The organism is Leptospira hartskeerlii, from assembly GCF_002811475.1.
GTDB classification, from domain to species: domain Bacteria; phylum Spirochaetota; class Leptospiria; order Leptospirales; family Leptospiraceae; genus Leptospira_B; species Leptospira_B hartskeerlii.
Genome location: NZ_NPDL01000002.1, coordinates 221,253 through 241,320, shown reverse-complemented (window position 1 = coordinate 241,320; position 20,068 = coordinate 221,253). Strand labels below are relative to the sequence as shown.

Annotated in this window: 26 protein-coding genes; 7 read left to right on the top strand and 19 right to left on the bottom strand. The window is 41.1% G+C overall.

The genetic code is table 11. The features are described from left to right. Positions 1 to 28: 28 nt before the first annotated feature. Positions 29 to 487, bottom strand: a complete 459-nt coding sequence (locus CH352_RS19115; protein ID WP_243396227.1) for a ComF family protein — start codon at positions 485 to 487, stop codon at positions 29 to 31. A 486-nt stretch (positions 488 to 973) separates the two neighbouring features. Here CH352_RS19115 and CH352_RS04110 point away from each other — a divergent pair, with 486 nt between their 5' ends. The 3 genes from CH352_RS04110 to CH352_RS04100 all read left to right on the top strand — a co-directional run bounded on the left by CH352_RS04110 (position 974) and on the right by CH352_RS04100 (position 4,996). Further along, on the top strand, positions 974 to 2,245 hold the full coding sequence (locus tag CH352_RS04110) for an LA_0442/LA_0875 N-terminal domain-containing protein (RefSeq protein WP_243396228.1): 1,272 nt from the start codon (positions 974 to 976) through the stop codon (positions 2,243 to 2,245). A 78-nt stretch (positions 2,246 to 2,323) separates the two neighbouring features. After that, positions 2,324 to 3,592: an LA_0442/LA_0875 N-terminal domain-containing protein gene (locus tag CH352_RS04105; protein WP_100705540.1), complete on the top strand. Its 1,269-nt coding sequence runs from the start codon at positions 2,324 to 2,326 to the stop codon at positions 3,590 to 3,592. Between the two features lie 144 nt (positions 3,593 to 3,736). Continuing rightward, complete coding sequence (locus tag CH352_RS04100; RefSeq protein WP_243396229.1) at positions 3,737 to 4,996, top strand: OprO/OprP family phosphate-selective porin; 1,260 nt, start codon at positions 3,737 to 3,739, stop codon at positions 4,994 to 4,996. 12 nt (positions 4,997 to 5,008) lie between these two features. Here the strand turns inward: CH352_RS04100 and CH352_RS04095 are convergent, their stop codons facing one another. Further along, positions 5,009 to 5,671 carry a TetR/AcrR family transcriptional regulator gene (locus CH352_RS04095; protein WP_100705542.1) on the bottom strand — a complete coding sequence of 221 codons (663 nt, stop codon included), beginning with the start codon at positions 5,669 to 5,671 and terminating at the stop codon, positions 5,009 to 5,011. A gap of 148 nt (positions 5,672 to 5,819) precedes the next feature. Here CH352_RS04095 and CH352_RS04090 point away from each other — a divergent pair, with 148 nt between their 5' ends. Genes CH352_RS04090 through CH352_RS04080 form a run of 3 tightly spaced genes read left to right on the top strand, consistent with a single transcriptional unit; the run spans position 5,820 to position 8,625 of the window. After that, the gene (locus tag CH352_RS04090) at positions 5,820 to 7,286 is read left to right on the top strand and encodes an aspartate aminotransferase family protein (protein ID WP_100705543.1); all 1,467 of its coding nucleotides are present in this window, start codon (positions 5,820 to 5,822) and stop codon (positions 7,284 to 7,286) included. A gap of 29 nt (positions 7,287 to 7,315) precedes the next feature. Continuing rightward, positions 7,316 to 7,972 (top strand): class II aldolase/adducin family protein, encoded by a 657-nt coding sequence (locus tag CH352_RS04085; RefSeq protein WP_100705544.1) that lies wholly within the window; start codon positions 7,316 to 7,318, stop codon positions 7,970 to 7,972. After that, positions 7,969 to 8,625, top strand: coding sequence for a class II aldolase/adducin family protein (locus CH352_RS04080; RefSeq protein ID WP_100705545.1), 657 nt, complete (start codon positions 7,969 to 7,971; stop codon positions 8,623 to 8,625). The genes CH352_RS04085 and CH352_RS04080 overlap by 4 nt, the downstream gene beginning before the upstream one ends. A gap of 236 nt (positions 8,626 to 8,861) precedes the next feature. On the opposite strand, the gene CH352_RS04075 is transcribed toward CH352_RS04080, so the two are convergent. Next, the gene (locus tag CH352_RS04075) at positions 8,862 to 9,353 is read right to left on the bottom strand and encodes an LIC10604 family protein (protein ID WP_100705546.1); all 492 of its coding nucleotides are present in this window, start codon (positions 9,351 to 9,353) and stop codon (positions 8,862 to 8,864) included. A 369-nt stretch (positions 9,354 to 9,722) separates the two neighbouring features. Between CH352_RS04075 and CH352_RS04070 the strand changes: the two genes are divergently transcribed. Next, positions 9,723 to 11,708: a PP2C family protein-serine/threonine phosphatase gene (locus tag CH352_RS04070; RefSeq protein ID WP_100705547.1), complete on the top strand. Its 1,986-nt coding sequence runs from the start codon at positions 9,723 to 9,725 to the stop codon at positions 11,706 to 11,708. Between the two features lie 152 nt (positions 11,709 to 11,860). On the opposite strand, the gene rplQ is transcribed toward CH352_RS04070, so the two are convergent. From rplQ to CH352_RS03990, 16 genes are all read right to left on the bottom strand, one after another. Next, positions 11,861 to 12,445 carry a 50S ribosomal protein L17 gene (gene rplQ / locus CH352_RS04065; RefSeq protein WP_100705548.1) on the bottom strand — a complete coding sequence of 195 codons (585 nt, stop codon included), beginning with the start codon at positions 12,443 to 12,445 and terminating at the stop codon, positions 11,861 to 11,863. A 1-nt stretch (position 12,446) separates the two neighbouring features. Further along, positions 12,447 to 13,424, bottom strand: coding sequence for a DNA-directed RNA polymerase subunit alpha (locus CH352_RS04060; RefSeq protein ID WP_008593478.1), 978 nt, complete (start codon positions 13,422 to 13,424; stop codon positions 12,447 to 12,449). 22 nt (positions 13,425 to 13,446) lie between these two features. After that, on the bottom strand, positions 13,447 to 14,070 hold the full coding sequence (gene rpsD / locus CH352_RS04055; protein ID WP_008595182.1) for a 30S ribosomal protein S4: 624 nt from the start codon (positions 14,068 to 14,070) through the stop codon (positions 13,447 to 13,449). 12 nt (positions 14,071 to 14,082) lie between these two features. Next, on the bottom strand, positions 14,083 to 14,490 hold the full coding sequence (gene rpsK, locus CH352_RS04050) for a 30S ribosomal protein S11 (RefSeq protein WP_008595617.1): 408 nt from the start codon (positions 14,488 to 14,490) through the stop codon (positions 14,083 to 14,085). Between the two features lie 2 nt (positions 14,491 to 14,492). Beyond that, positions 14,493 to 14,870 (bottom strand): 30S ribosomal protein S13, encoded by a 378-nt coding sequence (rpsM, locus tag CH352_RS04045; RefSeq protein ID WP_086448213.1) that lies wholly within the window; start codon positions 14,868 to 14,870, stop codon positions 14,493 to 14,495. Between the two features lie 2 nt (positions 14,871 to 14,872). Beyond that, the gene (gene rpmJ, locus CH352_RS04040) at positions 14,873 to 14,986 is read right to left on the bottom strand and encodes a 50S ribosomal protein L36 (protein WP_008594142.1); all 114 of its coding nucleotides are present in this window, start codon (positions 14,984 to 14,986) and stop codon (positions 14,873 to 14,875) included. Between the two features lie 9 nt (positions 14,987 to 14,995). Beyond that, positions 14,996 to 15,214: a translation initiation factor IF-1 gene (gene infA / locus CH352_RS04035; protein WP_008595303.1), complete on the bottom strand. Its 219-nt coding sequence runs from the start codon at positions 15,212 to 15,214 to the stop codon at positions 14,996 to 14,998. Between the two features lies 1 nt (position 15,215). Then, a complete protein-coding gene (locus CH352_RS04030; protein WP_086448212.1) occupies positions 15,216 to 15,779 on the bottom strand; it encodes an adenylate kinase in 564 nt (187 codons plus the stop codon). 4 nt (positions 15,780 to 15,783) lie between these two features. Then, positions 15,784 to 17,166 carry a preprotein translocase subunit SecY gene (gene secY / locus CH352_RS04025; RefSeq protein ID WP_086448211.1) on the bottom strand — a complete coding sequence of 461 codons (1,383 nt, stop codon included), beginning with the start codon at positions 17,164 to 17,166 and terminating at the stop codon, positions 15,784 to 15,786. Positions 17,167 to 17,287: 121 nt separating this feature from the next. Beyond that, the gene (rplO, locus tag CH352_RS04020; protein ID WP_100705549.1) at positions 17,288 to 17,812 is read right to left on the bottom strand and encodes a 50S ribosomal protein L15; all 525 of its coding nucleotides are present in this window, start codon (positions 17,810 to 17,812) and stop codon (positions 17,288 to 17,290) included. 13 nt (positions 17,813 to 17,825) lie between these two features. Then, positions 17,826 to 18,005 (bottom strand): 50S ribosomal protein L30, encoded by a 180-nt coding sequence (rpmD, locus tag CH352_RS04015; protein ID WP_008594182.1) that lies wholly within the window; start codon positions 18,003 to 18,005, stop codon positions 17,826 to 17,828. A gap of 5 nt (positions 18,006 to 18,010) precedes the next feature. Next, the gene (gene rpsE, locus CH352_RS04010; protein WP_020770439.1) at positions 18,011 to 18,526 is read right to left on the bottom strand and encodes a 30S ribosomal protein S5; all 516 of its coding nucleotides are present in this window, start codon (positions 18,524 to 18,526) and stop codon (positions 18,011 to 18,013) included. Positions 18,527 to 18,528: 2 nt separating this feature from the next. Further along, complete coding sequence (gene rplR, locus CH352_RS04005; protein ID WP_100705550.1) at positions 18,529 to 18,891, bottom strand: 50S ribosomal protein L18; 363 nt, start codon at positions 18,889 to 18,891, stop codon at positions 18,529 to 18,531. Positions 18,892 to 18,895: 4 nt separating this feature from the next. Further along, positions 18,896 to 19,435 (bottom strand): 50S ribosomal protein L6, encoded by a 540-nt coding sequence (gene rplF / locus CH352_RS04000; protein ID WP_100705551.1) that lies wholly within the window; start codon positions 19,433 to 19,435, stop codon positions 18,896 to 18,898. A 25-nt stretch (positions 19,436 to 19,460) separates the two neighbouring features. After that, positions 19,461 to 19,859 carry a 30S ribosomal protein S8 gene (gene rpsH, locus CH352_RS03995; protein WP_100705552.1) on the bottom strand — a complete coding sequence of 133 codons (399 nt, stop codon included), beginning with the start codon at positions 19,857 to 19,859 and terminating at the stop codon, positions 19,461 to 19,463. Positions 19,860 to 19,877: 18 nt separating this feature from the next. Beyond that, entirely contained in the window at positions 19,878 to 20,063 is a 186-nt protein-coding gene (locus CH352_RS03990; RefSeq protein ID WP_010513640.1) for a type Z 30S ribosomal protein S14, read from the bottom strand. Positions 20,064 to 20,068 lie beyond the last annotated feature (5 nt).

Genomic DNA, 20,068 nt, shown 5'->3' with positions numbered 1-20,068 from the left:
ACTAAACGGATATGTAGATTGGTCAAGTTTAATCTGAGACTCTAAGATAGGTTAGAATGTAAACTGACTTTGCACCATTCTTCTTTAAAATCCGACTCGCTTCATTCACACTCGCGCCTGTCGTAAAAACGTCGTCCAATAATAGTATCTTAGAAGGACAACGGTCCTCCCAATTCGGTTTTATTTTCCAGGCAGAATACGCGTGAAAAAATCTTTCCGAAAAACTTTTACCTGCCTGTCTTTCCTGACTTGTCTTTATCAATGGATCTATTAAAGGAATTTTTAATATTCTTTTTGTTTCTTCATATAATCTGCTACTTGGGGAGAATGGTCTAAGATCCGGATGGAAAATTTTATTTTTAGAGTAACTAGGAAGAAGGACACACGCGTCCAGACCTAAAGTTCGCAATTCTCTCAAAGTCCTTCTGATCCCGAGTGAAAGAAAAATTGAAACCGGATATTCGTTATTGGATTTCAGCTTGTTCAATAAATCTCCTAAAAGGTCGTTTCTATCCCGTAAACAAAACACTTTTGTAAAGAATACATTTCTGGAATCACAAAACCCACAAACTGCAAGCGGTACAACTAGGGGAGAAGAGCATACATTACATCTGTATAATGGTTTAGAAGTCCGAGCAGCAGAGGCGCATCTTTTGCAAATGCCCGTTTTTAAGGAAAAGAAGTCTTCTCTCCCGCAAATGCCACAAAGTAAAGGAAGAAAGAAGTTCAATAGTCGGAGAATGAATATAGATCTCATAAAATAGGCGGTTATCAAATGGACCTTATCGCGCGCATTTTTTTCCAGTAGACTAACCTTAAAGATCTATCCGACTCATTCAAACCTTCTCCTATCCAAAGAACTGTCGAATAGAAACATCTTTTATTTAGATCCGTTTAATAAGTTATTGCCGATCGATTAAGTATTCGTTCTAATAGCCACGTTATGGGAAGTTCCAACGTAAGAATCTACTTATTGATCCTTTTATTATCTTCCCCCATTGTCGAACTGTTCGCTGAACAGCAGACAATCTATATGAGGAACGGACAGATCTTACGTGGGGAGGTCATCCAACAAACTGCAACCACAATGCAAATCAAAATGGACGATGGAAAGATCAAACAACTCAATAAGAAAGAGATACAGAGAGTTAGCTACAGAGAACCTACCGTCCAAGAAAAGAAAGAATCGGAAGAAAAATTAAAACAACAAACTGCAGTTGCAGAAGAACCTCCTCCACCTATTCCCGAACCGACTAAAAAGCCGGAACCTGAAATAGATAAAGCTGCAAGTCCATACGCGATCGACCAAATTAAAAGAAAAGATATAGAAGTATTCTTCGGAGCGGGCCTCGGAACATATCGCCCTCCTACGGAATCCTATTCAAATCAATTAGGAGCAAAGTTCAGCGCTCTCTCAGGCTTTCCAATCGACGTAGACGATCCAAGTTATAAACGAAGTCTTGCCTACAGTCTAGGGCTTATCTATTATTGGAAAAAATTCGCGTTCGGATTAAGCGGAAATAATTTCAGCGGCGAAACTTCTGCAAGACTAAAAGTATATTCTAACAATGGAAGCCTGCAAGAGATTGCAGGAACATTTCCGGAAAAACAAAGTTCATTAAAGGCCGATATTTCCTATCTCGCTTATAGTAATCAAAGGATTGATCTAAGACCTAGCTTTGGTTATTCTCAGTTTTGGGGGAAGACAGAGGATACTAATACAATTTCGACCGGCTATAATGGAAATGATCTTACTTCTTTCTTTAAAAACAATTATTACTTTTTGGAAAAGTTAAAAGGTCCATCTATCGGATTAAAAACTACAGTTAGACAAGGGGAAAGATGGGAGCATAGAATAGAATTGCATTATCTAATTCTTTCTGGCGCTCAATATGGCAACGGTGATACGGCCATGTTCAATACTCCGAATTTTTTCGATTATGGAGTAACGAGGCAAAGTATACAATGGGATGCGAAAGGATTCAATTTTTCTTATAAACTATTCTATAAATGGACAACCACTCTTTCTTTTTGGGTAGGAATCCAAGCATTCGAATGGAAATATTCTGTAAAATCATTTGAACAATCTTTCAGCGGCTTAGGAAATATAAATAACCCTAGCCCCATCGACCAAGAAGTGGTTATAAATTTTCTATTAAATTCCGTAGCTAAATCTGTGCCTGCTACAAGCAAAGCTTCCTCCTTAGAATTCGGAGTAATGAAAAGATTCGAGTTATCTCAGTAATTGAAATTTATTTACGGATCCTGATCAAGAACATTAAATTATTGCCTTTAACCTTTTAATACATAGAATACGTCGCAAATGAAGTTGTATCTTGTTCGGTTCCTTCTACCATTTGCTACATTGATGATCCCGGTGGTTTCTTTGTTTGCGGAAATGAAAACCATCTATTTAAAAAATGGTCAGGTCATTCGTGCGGAAATATTACAGCAGACTGCAACCAGTATATTGATCAAAACTACGGAAGGAAAAACGTTACAATTAAACAAATCTGAGATTAATACAGTTAGCTTCAATGAGCCCACTAAACTTCCTCAGGAAGAAAAAAAGCCAGTCCAGGCAGAACAAGCTCCTTCTCCTCAAATCGCAGAAGTCCCGAAACCCGCAGTAAATTTCCATATAGATCAGCTAAAACGAAATGATCTAGAGGTTTACTTCGGATTAGGAGCGGGAAGATATTCTCCGGAAACTCAAGGGCTTCCTGTACAAATCCAAAACAAAGTTGGGTTAGCTTCCGGAACTCTTCCTACTGTAATCGATAAGCCTACACATTCTCCTGAATTATCCCAAACTTATGGAGCAATTTATACTTGGAGAAGATGGTCCGGAGGGATCACCGGATCGCATTTAGGCAACAGAAGCACCTATGATAGTCATTCTTACGCAAGCGGAATGATCCATAGCACTGGGAGTTTTCCGGAAAGACAAAGTTCTTTGAAAAACGAATTGTCCTTTCTCGCATTTACAAACGAAAGATTCGATCTAAGGCCCACAATCGGTTACCAATACTTCTGGGGACAATCTCAAGATACGAATCTATCCACATCCTACTATATCGATAGCGGTTTATATCTATATTCTCAAGGTGTAATGAAGTTCAACGAAACTCTTAAAGGTTATACAGTCGGACTAAAAGCAACCATCAGAATGGGAGAGAGATGGGAAAATAGATTAGAATATCATAATCTAACTTTATCTGGAAACCAAGATGGAAGTATTGTATCTTTTCTCGTACCAGCGAATCTGTCTCAGGTAGCACTTTATAGACAAGGCCAGAATGTCTCTTGGAATGCAAACGGCTTCCAGCTTCTCTATCGGCTAGTTTATAGGATTACTCCTACTATTTCGGTTTACGCTGGATTGCAATTTTATGAGTGGAAATATAGTCTGAACTCCGATTTCCAATATATTTATTCATCCAAAGACGGATTGATTGGAGTGGATTTAAGTAATCCGAGTGCATATCTAATTCAACAAAAGTTAATGGAAGCCATAGGTAAAACGATCCATTCGGAAAGTAGATCTGCGATTTTGGAATTTGGGATGATGAAGAGGTTTGAGTTAAATTAGGGATAGTGATCCGGAATTCGAGACTAGTATCATGACAAAAACCGCGAATGATTTAATCCAAATATTTTAATAATTTATTGCACACATCTCTCTAACTGTCGAAATTTAACGTAGATGGGATTTTCTTTTATTAAACGAACTATTTTGTTATCTTTTCTTCTGTCATCAATCGCAGTTTTTGGCGAAGAACAGACAATCTATTTGAAGAATGGACAAATCTTAAGAGGAGAGGTCATACATCAGACTGCGACTTCCATTCAGATCAAAATTACAGACGGCAAAATTAGGCAATTAAATAAAATAGAGATCCAAAGGGTAAGCTATAAAGAGCCCACAACAAAGGAGTTAAAGGATTCCGAAGACAAGTTGAAACAAAAAACTCAAGAACCGCAACCTCCCATAGTGGAACCGTCTCCGCAGGAGCCACCTAAGAAAAATGTAACGAATTTTCAGTTGGATCAAACCAAAAGACACGACTTAGAAATTTTCGGAGGTATAGGATACGGATATTACAAACCTGATTCGGAAACATTTCTACTTAGAATGCAAAATACCCTAAACCTGCTGACAGCAAGTAATCCGACCATAACAGAAAAGCCGAGTTACAAAGCAGGACTTTCCAACCACTACGGCCTAACTTACACGTATCGAAGACTTTCTGGATCCTTCTCTGGCAGTAATTTCCGTTCGGACACTACACTGAACACTCTAACAATTAATTCAGCAAACGAGTTCAATACAACTAACGGAACTTTTCCAGAAAAACAAACCACAATAAAAGCTGATATATCCTACCTTGCATTTACGAACTCTCGTTTTGATCTGAGACCAAGCGTCGGCTATTTTCAATTTTGGGGAAATACCGACGATACCAATACCAGCTTAAAGGCATACTCTTCTTCCGGCTTGTATTTATATGGAAATTATTTCTTTCAGGTCTTCGAACAAATGAAGGGGCCTTCTTTAGGTCTAAAATCTACGATCAGGACAGGAGAAAGGATCGAAAATAGGATCGAACTATATTACTTATCTCTAAAGGGAAATCAGGATAATACAATACACGCGACTGTCTTTCCCGATTCCTCTTCCGCTTTTTATGGAGAAGTTGCACAAAAATCCGCATGGTCCGCGAAAGGATTTCAGTTATCCTATAAATTCGTGTATAGAATTACGCCGGTGTTTTCCCTCTGGGCGGGCATCTCGGCTTATGAATGGAAATACAATTTGGATCAGACTTCGAACGAGATCAGATACGCTTTCGATTCTTCCACACCTAGGGCGCCAGGCGACGCATTATTAAATGATCTACTTCAGACCGCAATCGGGAAAGGAGCTACATCTGTCAGCAAATCAAACTCTTTGGATTTCGGAGTAATGTATAGATTGGATTTTTTACGCCAATAAAATGGCGAAGGGTCATTTCTTCTCTATCGCCCTGCGAATAAAAGACATTATCCCTTTTACGACCTTCTCATCATTATCAATGTCTTTTCCCAAATAGACCTTCATTCTTTCGCGATAATACTCTGTAGCGTAAGAGAATTGGAGTATCATAAAAAGATTATCGATACAGAAAGCAAAAATTTTCTCGTCTACATCTTTGCCTACAGATCCGGACTTTTTCGCTTCTGCCAATAAGGACGTATATACTTTTGCAGAAACAGTTTCCATATCTGAGGAAAGTCCTCGGATCAGTTCAGAATTTCCTTCCGCAGTGATCTCATTGTATAAACGAATGATATCTCTATTCTCTCTCGAATGTTTTTGGATAATTCTTAATATTCTTTCTATCTTACCGAAAAGATCACTTTCTTCGCTTAGAACTTCTTCTAAAGTCTTTTCTAACTGATGGATCCCGTAACCGACGGCGGTAAGAAAAAAATCTTCTTTTGTATCAAAGTATTTGTATAAGGACCCGACGCTGATGCCGGCCTTCTTCGCGATAATATTAGTGTTCGCATTATTGAAACCTCGGTTTGCAAATTCTGCGATCGCAACGGAAAGTATCCTGGTCCTTTTTTCTTCCGGGATCTTATCAAAAGTATCTCTATTGTATTTTGATGAGGTAAATTCGGCCACAGTACTTCCTATATTTACTACCTGAACGGTTCCTAACCTCCGGAATACGGAAAATTTTCCCGGAAGCTTCTTTTCTATATTTTCTAGTTGACAGTGAGTGAGTATTCACTCACTGTCAACCTATATTCCGTAAAAAAAGGAAAAAGATATGTCTACCGGCTTCGCAATTACCCAATACCCAGACGTAAAAGGGGTTTATAAACAACTTCATGACCTGATTCGCCAGCCAATTCGCTCCATTAAGAAAAATGAAATGGAGAAATACCTTCAGGAATATTTTGAGAAGAAATGCTCTAAATCCAAGACTATGATCGCGGAAGCCTCCGAGTATATTCCAGGCGGAGTGCAGCATAATCTCGCATTCAATTATCCCTTCCCTCTTGTTTTCACCAAGGCATCCGGTGCCCATTTATACGATCTGGACGGGAACAAATACATAGACTTTTTGCAAGCTGGAGGTCCTACAGTTTTGGGAAGTAATCCTTCTAATATTCGTAAGAAGGTTGTAGAACTTCTGGAAACTACAGGACCTGTGACCGGTTTATTCCATGAATATGAGTTACGACTTGCGGAGAAGATCGTAGAACATATGCCTTCTGTGCAAATGTTCCGTATGTTAGGATCCGGAACAGAAGCTTGTATGGCTTCTATCCGCGTCGCAAGGCTTGCTACTAAAAAGAAAAATATCGTAAAGATGGGCGGAGCATATCACGGTTGGAGTGACCAACTTGCTTATGGACTTCGTCTTCCAGGCACAAGACATTTTGAGTCTCACGGAATTCCTAAACATGTTTTCAAATATACTCAAGAATTCTATCCAAATGATCTAAACGCATTAGAAAGAACCTTAAAAAGAAACCGTTGGAGAGGCGGTACTGCCGCAGTGATCCTGGAACCGATAGGACCAGAAAGCGGAACTCGCCCGATAGATATGGATTTCAATAAAGGAGTCAGGGCACTTTGCGACAAATACGGAGCATTACTAATTTTTGATGAAGTTGTTACTGCATTTCGTATCGGCCTAAGCGGCGCTCAAGGTTATTATGGTATTACTCCTGATCTAACCGTATTCGGGAAAGTGGTTGCTGGTGGTTATCCTTCTGCAGGTGGATTGGGCGGAAAGAAGGAATACATGAAGTATCTTTCCGCAGGACTCCAAACAGGTGTCAAAAAGGCTCTGATCGGTGGAACCATGGCAGCAAACCCTCTTAGTTCAGCCGCAGGTTATTATACTCTTCTTGAAATCGAAAAACAAAAGGCCTGCGAAAAAGCAGGAAAAGCAGGAGATAGGATCACTGCCGGTTTACAAAAACTAATTAAGAAGTATAATCTACCTTTCGTAGCATTCAACCAAGGATCGATCTGCCATTTAGAAACAGTTGGAACCATGCTTTTAGAGATCGATGTCAAAAAATTCTGGAAGATCAAGTCTACGATCAAAGAAGCTCATACTCGCAAAAAAGCGATGGAAGAGATGGGAGCAGCTTACATGGCAGAAGGTATCGTTACTCTCGCTGGAAGCCGTTTGTATACAAGCGCTGCGGATACGGATGCAGTGATCGACGATGCATTAAAAAGATTCGAAAGAGTTTTCCAAAAAGTCGAAGGTGTATAGCACCTACACTTGCCGAATAGGAGAAGAACATGGAAATAGATAAGGCCAAAAAAATCGTTCGAGATACCGGTATCCGCCTTGTTAGGTCGGGACTTATCGCAAGAACTTGGGGAAATATCAGCCAGCGTATCGATGAGAATTATTTTGCGATTACTCCTACCGGAAGAACTTATGAAGATCTAACTCCGGAAGAGATCGTACAAGTAAATATCAACGATCTTACTCATATCGGAAAGATCAAACCTTCCTATGAGAAAGGACTTCATTCTGCGGCTTACAAACTTCGTCCAAATATTGGTGCAGTGATTCATACTCACCAGCTACAAGCAGCAGTTGTTGCAGCCGCAAGAAAAGATGTCCCAGTATTAAATCCTCAGATGAAAAAGATCATCGGTGGGCCTGTTCTTTGCACTAATTACTCTCTTCCTGGAACTAAAAAACTGATCACTATGGCAATCCATGCTTTGGATAAGTCCGGAAGTAAAGCGGTCCTTTTGGCAAACCATGGAACTCTTTGTGTTGGAAAGGATATGGAAGATGCTTTTCAAGTAGCGCTTGAGTTGGAAAGAGTCTGCCAATTATTCATTGAGAAAGAATTCTTAAAAGTTTCCGGTTACAAGAAAGGAGACAGGGATTCCATCCGCTCTTGGTATCTCAAAAACTATGGACTGGTAAAAACAGCATGAAAGCTCCTGATAGCCCGATGGATCTTCAGAAATTTCTTCCTCAATTAGTAAAGGAAGGAATTTTAGCTAAGAACGGATGCGCCAGTGTCAAAATTGGAAAAAGTATTTGGATCACTCCTAAAAAAGCGGACCTAAATACGATCGGTAAAAAATCTAAGACCGCTCTTTTAGAAATTCCTTTGGAAGAAAATCAGATCTTCCCGAAAGATATTCCTGATGAAGCGGTACAACATCTTTCTCTTTATCTAGCAAGACCTGAATTTAACGTTATTCTCCATTCCACGCAGGAGAATGTGATGACCTGTTCTATGGCTGGAGAAACTGTCCGTCCTTTCTTGGATGATATGGCCCAGATCGTAGGACCTAACGCAAAAGTTGTGCCGAACACATCCGATGAGAAAGGTCTGAAGAAGATCATATCCGCTATAGGAAGAAGGAACGCTGTATATCTTCAGAACGCAGGTGCATTATGCGCTCATAAAAGTTTGGACGATGTTCATGCCGTTTGCATGGTCTTAGAAAAAGCAAGCAAGGCTTTCGTAGAATCTCGTATCTTAGGCGGTGGAAAACCGGTTCCTTGGTTAGAAGCAGAAGCAATCCGATTTGTGTATCAGAGAAAATATTCCAAACAAGCAGAGAAGAACCGAGGATAAGGACTCTACTGTAGATCCGGATTTGGTTAAGGTGGCCCCGCCCTGTTTTGGGTGGGGGCCGGAGCGGAGCGGTGGAAAAAATTCACACTCCTCATCCCCTATCACAAAACTTAATTTTTCACAACTAAAATTTGCCATCTTCTAACTTGTTGGAATTCCAACAAGTTAGAGCAAAATTCTCATTTACAACTCTCTCGGATTCTTCTTCCAGCTACATCCTTCTTCGCTCACTTTCCTCACGACCCCAATTTCTTACTGAGATCCTCCAAATAAGTTCTCATTGTCGCGTCATGACCAAATACAAACTTAGAAAGAACTCTAAAGAGAGGATTCGTCACAAAACCTTTCTCGGTAATTTTCAGTTTTGTGTTTGGACCATTCTGACTAATTTCGAATTCCCATCCTCCACCAAAAGGCAGGTCTTCACTTAATATTTTAGTTCTTAAATAATTCGGAGAACGTTCTTCTATGATCCCAAAACGAATATTATTTCCGTGAGAGTCGGACTCCGTCCAGATTGTATCAGATTCAACGTTCACTGATTTTAGGCCACTTCTCCAATCCTTATACTCACGAACATTACGAACGATCTTATAAATACTTTCAGGAGAAGATGAAAAATCTTTCTCCACACTTGCAACATGATCCTTCGGAAGTAAATATCCGGAAAGCACAAGTAAGACTATAAAGCCGGCCAGACTAAAAAAAATCATCCTAACAATTTTCATCTATCTTCTCCTTACATTATGTGCTCTTAGTGAATGGATCAAGTTCTACGTTTGATATCCAAGCATTACAAACTCCACAAGCAGACTTAAATATGCGGATATTAAGCAAAAAGAAAAGTCCGATTTACTTTACTCGTAGGAATGACTTACGGTGATATCCGCCGAACAATAAAAGAAAGTTTCAAATTGCGAGATTGTTTTTAAGGAAGCCACTTACTTTTCTCTTATTTTTTCCGTCTTAAGTATTTAGGGACGGGATTATATTTTTACAACTATCCTACATTCTGTAAAAAATTTGTAGATGATACGTTCTAAAATATATTCACTAATCCAAATACCAAGGCGATTTCCAAAAGAGGCCGATTAGGGATGGAAGAAAAAAAGGAACTCATAACGGAGAGGATTATAGCCTCCGGTCCAATTACGATCAATCGGATCCGATTCGGTTTAGCGGTATTATTCTTAATTTCCCTCGCTGCCGCTTGGACTCAAAGCTCCATGGTTCAAAATATCGTGTATCTGATCGGGATAGGATCTATGCTCGGATATGCCATTTATAACCAGTATTGTTACAAAAAATTCGGCAAGATACCTTCTATGGTCGGTAAGGTTTGCGTACTTGCCGACATTACCATCTTATCCTTAGTCATGTTCGTTGCGTCCTGGACCGACAGGAATATGGCCTCAGGAGTAATTCGTCAGATCATTCTATACGCGATTAATATGATCTTCATCGTGTATTCAGTATTACTTTTATCTCCCACAGTCGCAAAACTTTCAGGAATATTCAGCGTAGTCGGACAAGGGCTCGTGATCCTAAATACGATCTTTAGGGGAGTAGAATTCACTGAAGATGAACTGAAAGTAATTTCCCCAGGTTATGCATCCATTTCGGAACAATCCTTAAAGTTAGTATTTCTCGCAGTAGTGTCATATATCACCAGAAGTGTAATCTTGATCTTCCGTAGGATCGGCGCAGTGGAAGAAGAATACGCTAACACTTTAGAGCAGAAAGTGGACGAAAGAACGATCGAAGTCACCAAAAGAATGGAGGAGATCCACGCTCTCAAGGTGCAACAAGACGGAGATTATTATCTTACTTCTCTTTTAAGTAAACCGCTCATGACAAACTGGAATACTTCCCAAGATGTGAGCACTATCTTCTATATAGAACAGAAAAAGAAGTTCACCTTTAAGAATAGAGAATCCGAACTAGGCGGGGATATTTGTATCAGCGGCAATCTTCTATTCGGATCTGAAAAGGAGAAATGGACCTTCTTCTTAAACGGCGATGCGATGGGAAAATCTCTGCAAGGTGCAGGAGGAGCAATCGTTCTCGGAACTGCGGTAAACAATATCCTATCTCGCTCTGCAAGTCACGGAAAGACTATAGATATAAATCCGGAAGCTTGGATGCTCCAAACTCATAGAGAGCTGGACGAAATTTTCAGAACATTCGATGGAACCATGATGGCTTCTGCGATCTTCGGGCTTATACATGATAAAACCGGGAAGATACTAATATTGAACGCGGAGCATCCTTGGCCAGTATTGTTCAGAGACGATAGATCTTCTTTCTTAGCTCCGGAACTTTCTTCATGGAAGTTAGGCTCTCCATTTGGTGCAAATATTAAGATCCACGAATCATATCTGCAACCCGGCGACGTTCTATTCTTAGGCTCGGATGGAAGAGACGATATCAATATTAGTTCTGATGGGATCAACTGGAAGATGAACGAGGACGAGAATCAGTTCGTTCGTATTGTAGAAGATTCCAAAGGAGATCTGGACACGATCGCAGGTAAATTGCACGGAGTAGGAGCGATCGCAGACGACCTTTCTCTCATGCGCATCGGTTATAAGGAATTAATTGATCCTGAACATCCTAAGTATAACGATGCAGTAGCAAAGTACAACCAAGCGAAACAACATATAGCGAAAAAAGAAGTACCTATAGCTCTCGAGCTTCTAGAATTATCCTGGAACTTAGCTCCAAGTTTTAAAGAATCTGCAAGATTGATCGGACAGATCTATTACGACAAAAAAGAATTCTCAAAAGCCTCCAAATGGCTGGAACGTTATTTGAATTTGGATCAAGAATCCCATAATATATGGTTCTTATTATCCTTATGTTATAAGCATATGAAGGAATTCCAACGAGCTGCGGATGCAGCGGAGAAGGTCCGGCAAACCCAACCTCATCGTCTTGCGAATCTGATCAATCTTTCTGATAACTATAGACTTTTGAATAAATTCGAAGACGCAAGATCGGTATTGGAAAAAGCAAAAGAGTTAGACGGAGAAAGCGCGTTAGTAGGCAAACTAGATGAGTTCCTAAAAGCAAAAGGATTCTAAGAAAAGCCTTAACTTATCACGCTCGGTCGTCATAAAGCTTCTCACAAATATACTTAGTATAATTCCGCCCTCTTCCCAAAAAAGAAAAAACCCCGATGCCGTTTCCAACACCGGGGTCCACATATCTCCCATCTCTTCGGGGATTATATATATTATTTTTTCTTCTTAGGAGCGGCTTTCTTAACCGCTTTTTTTGGTGCTGCAGTCTTCTTAACCGGTTTAGCTTTAGGAGCAGCTACTTTTTTAGGAGCTTTTTCCTTTTTAGCCGGAGCAGGAGCCGCCGCTTTTTCTTTTTTAGAGTCGGAAATAGCCTCTCTCTTATCTTTGATTTCTTTGATAAGTGTAGGGCGATCCTTTCTGTTAGTGAGTTCTAAAATTCCTACTTCAGAATTATCAGAAGCTCTGTTGATCATTTTCAAGATTCTAGTATATCCGCCGTTAGTATTTGCGTAACGAACTGCGATATCTTCGAAAAGTTTCGTAACAATATTACGATCCTTTACTCTTTTTAAAACTTCACGTTTATTGTGAAGTGCAACCGCAGGAGCGATATCAGTCGCAAGGTTTCTTTTAGCTCTGGTGATGATCTTTTCTGCATGAGAACGAACCACTTTCAGTTTTGCTTGAGTGGATTCGATTCTCTCGTATTTGAAAAGACTAGTGATCATGTTATTGATCAGAGCGTCTCTGTGACCTTTTTCGCGGTTGAGATGTTTTACTTTATTTCTTTTGTTCATATTAGAAATCTCTCATTCCGAACGAAAGTCCCAAACCGGCAAGTTTAGACTTCAGTTCCGCGAGACCTTGCTCGCTATAATGTTTAGATTTGGACATCTCTTCTTCAGATCTCTTAACGAGGTCACCAACGAAGTCGATTTCCAAACTACGAAGAACGTTCAAAGAACGTACAGAAAGTTCGAGTTCTTCCACATGTTTGGAAAGGGAAGCTTTCAACTTCTCGTCTGCTTCGTCTAACTCGTCTTCTTCTTCCTCTAATTCTTCTTCGAAGTTGATGAATACTGTGAGGTGTTCTTTTAGGATTTTAGCCGCTTGAGCAACTGCATCCTCAGGAGAAATGGATCCGTCTGTCCAAACTTCCAGAGTCAATTTTTCGTAATCGGATCTCTGAGCCACACGGGTCTCGGAAATTTCGAAAATTACTTTTTGAACCGGAGAGAAGATAGAGTCGATTGGGATAGTTCCAAGAACTTCTATATCCTTCTTCTTATCTTCTGCTGGAACGTATCCTCTTCCTCTTTGGATTTCCAGATCCAACACTAAGTTCGCGTCTTCATTTAAAGTCGCGATATGTAGATCCGGGTTCATGATCTCGATGGAAGAATCCACAGCCAGGTCTCCGGCTCTGAAATATCCTGCACCTTTCAATTCCAAATGGATAACTTTGCTTTGGTCCTTGTCCTCAGGCTCGTATTTGATACGAACTTGTTTGAGGTTTAGGATGATACGAGTAACGTCTTCAGCGACTCCTTCGATATAAGAGAACTCATGGTTCACACCTTCGATACGAAGCGCGGAAATAGCCGCACCTTCGATTGAAGACATGAGAGTTCTACGAAGAGAGTTTCCGATCGTGGTCGCAAAACCGCGCTCGAAAGGTTCCGCTACGAATTTTCCGTAATTCGGAGTATTCGCTTCCGTAGTAAATTCGATCTTTTTGGGACGTTTAAATCCTTTGAGTAAACTTTTTAGAGACACTTGGAAACCCTTCCCAATAAAATTACTTGGAGTACAACTCCACGATCACCTGCTCTTTCACTGGAATGTCGATATGATGACGTTCCGGCAAAGACAGAATTTCTCCTGAGAACTGAATGAAATCAGAAGACACCCAAGAAGGAATATTATTCAGAGATTGAGCCAATTGGATATTCTGGGTAATGAAACCAGAAGTTCTAAATTTAGGTTTGATCTCGATCTTATCGCCTACTTTCAAACGGAAAGATGGGATATCCACTTTCTCTCCATTTACCAAAATATGGTTGTGAGCGATGAAGTTTCTCGCCTGACGTCTAGTCACTGCGAAACCTAAACGATATACAACGTTATCCAATCTTCTTTCCAAAAGTTGGAGAAGAATTTCACCGGTTACACCGTGAGCGTGAGACGCTTCTTCGTAAAGACTACGGAATTGTTTTTCTAAAAGTCCGTAAGCTCTTTTCAACTTCTGTTTTTCACGAAGCTGAGAACCATACTCGGAAACTTTCGGTTTCCTTTTAGGTTGCATTCCAGGAGGTCCCTTTTTGTGGAACTTATCTCTATTGAAAGTAAAACTGGATTTGAGGTAAAGGTTAACACCTTCTCTCCTCATTAGTTTAACGACAGGTCCTCTATATCTTGCCATATTATTCCTACCTTAAACCCTTCTTCTCTTACGCGGACGACAGCCGTTATGCGGTAAAGGTGTAACGTCTTTGATCATTTTAATGGAAAGTCCTCTTGCGACTAAGGAACGGATCGCAGATTCGCGTCCGATACCCGGGCCAGAAACCAGAACATCCACTTCAGCTAAACCGGTAGAGTCGATTGCTTTCTCGGCAGCATTTCCCGCAGCGATCTGAGCCGCATAAGGAGTAGATTTTTTGGATCCACGGAAGCCCATAGCACCAGCGGTTGACCAAGACAGAGTATTTCCTGCCAAGTCAGTAATGGTGATGATAGTATTGTTAAAAGAAGCGGTAATATAGACCTTTCCGCGAGGAACGACCTTTTTCTCCTTCTTCTTAACCTTTTTCTCTTTTTTGCCTTTTTTATCTTCAGCCATGATTACTTAGTCACCTTCTTCTTATTGGCAACGGTCTTCTTAACACCCTTACGAGTACGGGCATTTGTTCTGGTTCTTTGACCGCGAACTGGAAGACCTCTTCTATGACGCAGGCCTCTGTAACATCCGATATCCATCAATCTTTTGATATTGAGTTGGTTCTCGGAGCGAAGATCACCTTCTACCTTGATACTTTCTTCGATCGCTTTTCTGAGAGCAGCTTCTTGAGTGTCAGTTAAATCTTTCACTCTGATTGCCTCATCAACTCCCGCCTTAGCGAGAAGTTTGCGAGAAGTGGAGCGGCCGATTCCGAAAATATACGTTAGGCCAACAACGATTCTTTTTTCTCTTGGAAGATCGATACCTGCGATACGAGCCATGATTATGCTTGCCTTTGCTTGTGTTTAGGGTTGGTGCAAATCACTCTGATCACACCTTTTCTTCTGATAACTTTGCAGCTAGTGCAGATTTTTTTTACGGAAGTTCTTACTTTCATAACGTGTTCCTATTTTTTGCGGTAGGTAATCCTACCCTTGGTTAAATCGTAAGGAGAAAGCTCCACAGTGACTTTGTCGCCTGGAAGGATCCTGATATAATGCATTCTCATTTTACCGGAAATATGGGCCAAAACCTTGTGACCATTTTCCAGCTCAACGCGGAACATTGCGTTTGGGAGAGGTTCCAAAACGGTACCGTCCACGGTGATTGCATCTTCTTTCGCCAAGTTAAGCTAACTCCTTCTCGATCAGTTTTGTGACTGTATCCAAGTTCCCTACACCGTTTACACGGGAGAGATTTCCTTTTGCAGCATAGTAGTCCAATAACGGAAGAGTCTTCTTGTTATAAGTTTCCAAACGACTCTTGATCGTTGTTTCGTTGTCGTCGGAACGACCTTCGATTTCTGCACGTTTTAATAAACGTTCCAGAAGTTCTTGATCAGGAACTTCTAGATTGATCGCTCTCTTGATCTTTAAACCTTCAGTGCTTAGGATCTTATCCAAGGCATCCGCTTGCTCTACGGTTCTTGGAAATCCATCCAATAAGAATCCGTTTTTGCAATCAGGCTCTACGAGACGATCTTTGATAATGCCAATAACAACTGAATCCGGAACTAAATCTCCGGCATCCATATATCTCTTTGCTTCTAATCCCATTTGAGTACCGTTTTTAACGGCAGCTCTCAGAATATCTCCAGTAGAAATCTGAGGAATTCCCAAAGTATCACAAAGGATCTTTGCTTGGGTACCTTTACCAGCACCCGGTGGGCCCATGAAAATGATGGAATTCATTTTCTTAAGACCTTCCCTTGATTTTAGTTTTTTTCAAGAAACCATCATAGTTTCTCATAAGTAATTGAGACTCTAATTGTTTCAGAGTTTCCAATGCCACCCCTACCATGATCAGTAGAGAAGTTCCGCCGAAGGTATAAACCAAGGATCCACCACCGGAGTTAGTTCCTAAATTTAAGAAACGAATAATGATATAAGGAGCTAATGCAAGTCCTGCCAAGAAAACCGCACCAGGAAGAGTGATTCTGTTTAGGACCTTCTCGATATATTCCTTAGTATGAGAACCTGGACGAATTCCAGGAATAAATCCATTATACTTACGAAGATTCTCCGCAAGTTCTCCCGGATTGAATTGGATCGCAGTATAAAAATACGCGAAGAAAACGATCAGTGCGATATATACGAAGAAGTAAAACGCAGCGTGATACCAAGTCTGAGAGAATGGATTCAGATAATCCAATAGGAGAACCCAGCCCGCCCAGTTAGGAAGCTCGGAGATCTGTTGGATGATCGTTTGAGGAAAAAGTAATAAAGAAGAAGCGAATATGATCGGCATTACGCTCGCGCCGTTCACTTTAAAAGGAATGCTTTGAGACTTAGCTTGGACCATTTTTCTTCCCACCATTTGTTTTCCATACTGTAAAGGAACCTTACGGACACCTTGAGTAAGAAGAACGGTTAACGCGATGAGTAGAATGAATAAAAGAAGAAGGATGATAATGTTCAGTCCGTCTACGAAGTTCTCACGGAACAACTGAGCTACGGAAACTGGAAGACGTCCTACGATACCAGCGAAGATCAAAAGAGAAATACCGTTACCGATCCCTCTCTCAGTGATTTGTTCACCTAACCAGATTAAAAGAACTGTTCCAGTAGTGATGGATAAAAGGGCGATAAAGAAGAACCAAGATTCAACGGATGAGTGGATCAAACCAGGGTGCAGAGCAGGTGCATTGTCCGCTCCATAAGACCAACGTTGAGCCAAACGGATCACCGCTAAAGACTGAACTCCGCAAAGTAGGATCGTTCCGTATTTAGTATATTGGCTGATCTTCTTACGACCTTCTTCTCCTTCTTTTTGAAGTTTTTGTAAAGAAGGCACAAGAACCATCACTAACTGCATAATGATGGAAGAAGAAATATAAGGCATGATCCCAAGAGCAAAAATGGAGAAGTTCAAAAGAGCTCCTCCAGCGAACATATCGAACATTCCCACAAGACCTTCGGCTGCGTTTGCATCCAAAGCGATTGCGGAAACTACTTTAGGATCGATACCAGGAATAGTAATATGAGTTCCAAGACGGAAGAGTAAAAGCATGCCAAGAGTAAAGAAAACCTTGTTCCTCAACTCTGGAATTTTGAAAATATTTGCAATCGAAGTCAGCATGCGGCTTTGTTCTCTTTCCTTAGTCCTTGGTCATTGCCCTTTCGGGCAAAAGGGACTCGAGTATTGAGTCCCTTTACGAAATAAAAGAATCGGTCTTCCAAACGGTTGAAAACGACTCGGATTAAGCTTCTTTAGAAGCTAATTCTGAGCGAAGTTTAATGGAACCGCCTGCTTTCTCTATCTTTTCCTTGGCAGAAGCGGAGAATCCATCCGCTACTATATGAACGGCTTTTGTGATCTCACCGGTTCCCAGAATCTTGAAAAGAGAGCTCTCTTTATCAAGAATCTTCGATTCAACCATAATTTTGGCATCTATGTTGCCGGTCAACCCGCTTTTCTCTATGTCTCTGAGGTTGATTGGGAAGAAATCCTTGTGAAATATGGAGGTAAATCCGCGTTTTGGAAGTCTTCTGTGGATAGGCATCTGCCCACCTTCGAATCCTCTACGAACGGTATTACGAGCATACTGTCCTTTAGATCCACGGCCCCCGGTCTTACCGGTTTTGGAACCGATACCACGACCTAAACGTTTCTTATTCTTAGTAGAACCTGCTGGAACTGGAATGGTGTTCCCTGCCGGCTTGTCTCCCTTTTCAGTGCGTTCTCTTCCGAACGCGAGGGCAGCCTTAATTCTTTCTTTACTCATTTCCCTTACCTAATTACGCCTTTTCGACTCGGACCAGGTGCTGAACGTCATTGATCATTCCTTTCACCTGCGGAGTTAGAGTATGTTTTCTTTGTTGTCCGGTTTTACGGAGTCCCAAAGCAGCCAGAGTTAGTTTCTGGCCTTTTTTAATCCCGATATTACTTTTAATTTGAGTAACGATTACGGTTTCCATGTTTATTATCCTACGTCGTTTCCGAAAAGACGAGCCAGAGTGATCCCTCTTTTACGAGCTGCTAATACCGGAGTCTCCAATTGTTGAAGAGCGTCCAGAGTCGCCTTTACGATGTTTACTGGATTCGAAGAACCCCAAGATTTGCTAAGAATATCTTGGATCCCAACCTTCTCCACTACGGAACGAACGGATCCTCCGGCGATGATTCCAGTTCCCGCAGTAGACGGTTTCAGGATCACTCTTGCCGATTTGAATTTTCCGATCACTTCATGAGGAATGGTATGTCCTCTGAATTGGATTTTCACCAAATTCTTCTTAGCGGACTCGATGGATTTACGGATCGCATCCGGAACCTCGTTCGCTTTACCGAATCCGATCCCTACTTTTCCCTTTGCATCCCCAACTACTGTTAGAGCGTTAAAGGAGAAACGACGTCCACCTTTTACAACTTTAGCAACGCGATCGATCTTTACGACCTTCTCGTTAAACTCTTTTTGTTCTTGATCTTGTTCGTACGCCATTATTAGAACTCCAATCCGGCTTCTCTAGCCGAGTCCGCGAAAGCCGCGATTCTTCCGTGGTAGATCATTCCGGAACGATCCAGCATAACTACCTTCACACCTTTAGAAGCGGCTCTCTCTCCGATCGCTTTTCCCAAAGCCTTAGCAGCTTCTTTATCTTTGCGGCTTTTACCAGCAAAAGTAGCTTCTAAAGTAGAAGCAGCTACCAAAGTTGTTCCTTGGACATCATCCACGATTTGGCAGGAAAGATAACGATTGGATTTGTTAAATACCAATCTAGGGCGAGAGCTGGATTGTCTCAGTTTGAATCTGGAACGCTCAGCTCTTCTGCGTTTGGCTGCGATTTTTTTCAGTTTATTAATCATGGCCTTACTTCTTACCGGTTTTTCCGGCCTTTCTCTTGATAAATTCGTCGTTGTACTTGATCCCTTTACCTTTGTAAGGCTCAGGAGGTCTCTTAGAACGGATATCTGCCGCAACTTGTCCGACTAGTTGTTTGTCGATCCCGGAAATTTTGATCTTCACTTGTTCAATGACTTCGATCTTAATTCCTTTAGGAGCCTTGTAAACAACCTCATGGGAATATCCAAGGTTCATCACCAAGTCTTCACCGCGCTTAGCAGCACGATAACCAACCCCTGTGATCTCCAGGTTTTTTTCCCAACCAGCGGTTACACCCTTTACGCTATTCATAAGAAGAGCGCGAGTCAATCCGTGAAGAGCTACTACGTTTTGCTCTTCGCTAGATCTTTCTAATTTTACAGTTCCGCCCTCGTTTTTCAGAGAGATTCCCGCAAAAATAGGAGTTTGTAACTCACCTAGAGGACCTTTCACTTTAATTACGGTGCTGTCCTGTTTCACTTCCACTTTCTCTGGAAGTTTGATTTCTGCTTTTCCAATCCTGGACATAGGTCTTTATAAGTTTCCGTTACTCTTAAGAGAGTTTACAGATAACCTCTCCTCCTACGCGTAATTTCCGAGCTTTTTTGCCGGTCATAATTCCTCTGGAAGTAGAGAGAATCATAGTTCCCATATTATTTTTATACGGGCGGATCTCTTCGCTTTTCATGTAAACCCTACGACCAGGTTTCGATACACGAACTAACTCGCGGATCACCGGCTTTTTGGTTACATCATATTTCAAAGCAACTTTGAAATCTTCGAAACTTCCATTAGTCACCGGCTCATAGCCGTTGATAAATCCTTCTTCTTTCAATAATTCCAGAATAGAACGTTTGATCTTACTTCCTGGAATCACACAACTTTCATGTTTCGCACGACCAGCATTACGAATGCGGGTGAGCATATCACCAATTGGATCAGATAAACTCATTATAATGTCCTCCAGTCCTTACCAAGATGCCTTAACTACTCCCGGAATTTGAGCTTGGCTAGCAAGCTTCCGGAAGCAAATTCTGCACATGTCGAATCTTCTTAGGTAACCGCGAGGGCGTCCGCAAAGTGGGCAACGATTGTGAACCCTTACTTTGAATTTCTTTTTTTTCTTATGTCTTTCGATTAAAGAGGTCTTAGCCATGATTG

What these genes read in the sequence shown, in the direction of transcription:
- CH352_RS04105 (WP_100705540.1), top strand. Translation starts at nt 2,324, where the DNA reads ATGAAGTTGTATCTTGTTCGGTTCCTTCTACCATTTGCTACATTGATG.
- CH352_RS04090 (WP_100705543.1), top strand. Translation starts at nt 5,820, where the DNA reads ATGTCTACCGGCTTCGCAATTACCCAATACCCAGACGTAAAAGGGGTT.
- CH352_RS04085 (WP_100705544.1), top strand. Translation starts at nt 7,316, where the DNA reads ATGGAAATAGATAAGGCCAAAAAAATCGTTCGAGATACCGGTATCCGC.
- CH352_RS04080 (WP_100705545.1), top strand. Translation starts at nt 7,969, where the DNA reads ATGAAAGCTCCTGATAGCCCGATGGATCTTCAGAAATTTCTTCCTCAA.
- CH352_RS04075 (WP_100705546.1), bottom strand. Translation starts at nt 9,353, where the DNA reads ATGAAAATTGTTAGGATGATTTTTTTTAGTCTGGCCGGCTTTATAGTC.
- CH352_RS04070 (WP_100705547.1), top strand. Translation starts at nt 9,723, where the DNA reads ATGGAAGAAAAAAAGGAACTCATAACGGAGAGGATTATAGCCTCCGGT.
- rplQ (WP_100705548.1), bottom strand. Translation starts at nt 12,445, where the DNA reads ATGAACAAAAGAAATAAAGTAAAACATCTCAACCGCGAAAAAGGTCAC.
- rpsD (WP_008595182.1), bottom strand. Translation starts at nt 14,070, where the DNA reads ATGGCAAGATATAGAGGACCTGTCGTTAAACTAATGAGGAGAGAAGGT.
- rpsK (WP_008595617.1), bottom strand. Translation starts at nt 14,490, where the DNA reads ATGGCTGAAGATAAAAAAGGCAAAAAAGAGAAAAAGGTTAAGAAGAAG.
- rpsM (WP_086448213.1), bottom strand. Translation starts at nt 14,870, where the DNA reads ATGGCTCGTATCGCAGGTATCGATCTTCCAAGAGAAAAAAGAATCGTT.
- rpmJ (WP_008594142.1), bottom strand. Translation starts at nt 14,986, where the DNA reads ATGAAAGTAAGAACTTCCGTAAAAAAAATCTGCACTAGCTGCAAAGTT.
- CH352_RS04030 (WP_086448212.1), bottom strand. Translation starts at nt 15,779, where the DNA reads ATGAATTCCATCATTTTCATGGGCCCACCGGGTGCTGGTAAAGGTACC.
- secY (WP_086448211.1), bottom strand. Translation starts at nt 17,166, where the DNA reads ATGCTGACTTCGATTGCAAATATTTTCAAAATTCCAGAGTTGAGGAAC.
- rplO (WP_100705549.1), bottom strand. Translation starts at nt 17,812, where the DNA reads ATGAGTAAAGAAAGAATTAAGGCTGCCCTCGCGTTCGGAAGAGAACGC.
- rpmD (WP_008594182.1), bottom strand. Translation starts at nt 18,005, where the DNA reads ATGGAAACCGTAATCGTTACTCAAATTAAAAGTAATATCGGGATTAAA.
- rpsE (WP_020770439.1), bottom strand. Translation starts at nt 18,526, where the DNA reads ATGGCGTACGAACAAGATCAAGAACAAAAAGAGTTTAACGAGAAGGTC.
- rplR (WP_100705550.1), bottom strand. Translation starts at nt 18,891, where the DNA reads ATGATTAATAAACTGAAAAAAATCGCAGCCAAACGCAGAAGAGCTGAG.
- rplF (WP_100705551.1), bottom strand. Translation starts at nt 19,435, where the DNA reads ATGTCCAGGATTGGAAAAGCAGAAATCAAACTTCCAGAGAAAGTGGAA.
- rpsH (WP_100705552.1), bottom strand. Translation starts at nt 19,859, where the DNA reads ATGAGTTTATCTGATCCAATTGGTGATATGCTCACCCGCATTCGTAAT.
- CH352_RS03990 (WP_010513640.1), bottom strand. Translation starts at nt 20,063, where the DNA reads ATGGCTAAGACCTCTTTAATCGAAAGACATAAGAAAAAAAAGAAATTC.